Raw genomic sequence first — 255 nt, 5'->3', positions numbered from 1 at the left:
CGGCTCTGCTGCGGCCGGCCGGCTCGGCCGCGGCGGGTTCGCGGTGTCTGGGGGATGATCCGCGGCTGGTTGGCGCTGCGCCGGTCGGAGAGCCGGACTCGACAGGTCGGGCAGCTCGCTGGCGTACGCGTCGGCATGGCGGCCGTCGCTGCGCGCTGGCGCGGGTTCGGAATCGTGCTCAGGGGTGCTGGTGTGTTGCGGCCTGGCCGGCGCTGGGTCCGGCCGCTTGGTGGAGAACGCGGCCGGCGCGGCCGG

Origin of the sequence: uncultured Mycobacterium sp., assembly GCF_964249325.1 — a bacterium.
GTDB lineage: Bacteria > Actinomycetota > Actinomycetes > Mycobacteriales > Mycobacteriaceae > Mycobacterium.
Note: the sequence above shows the minus strand (reverse complement) of the source record.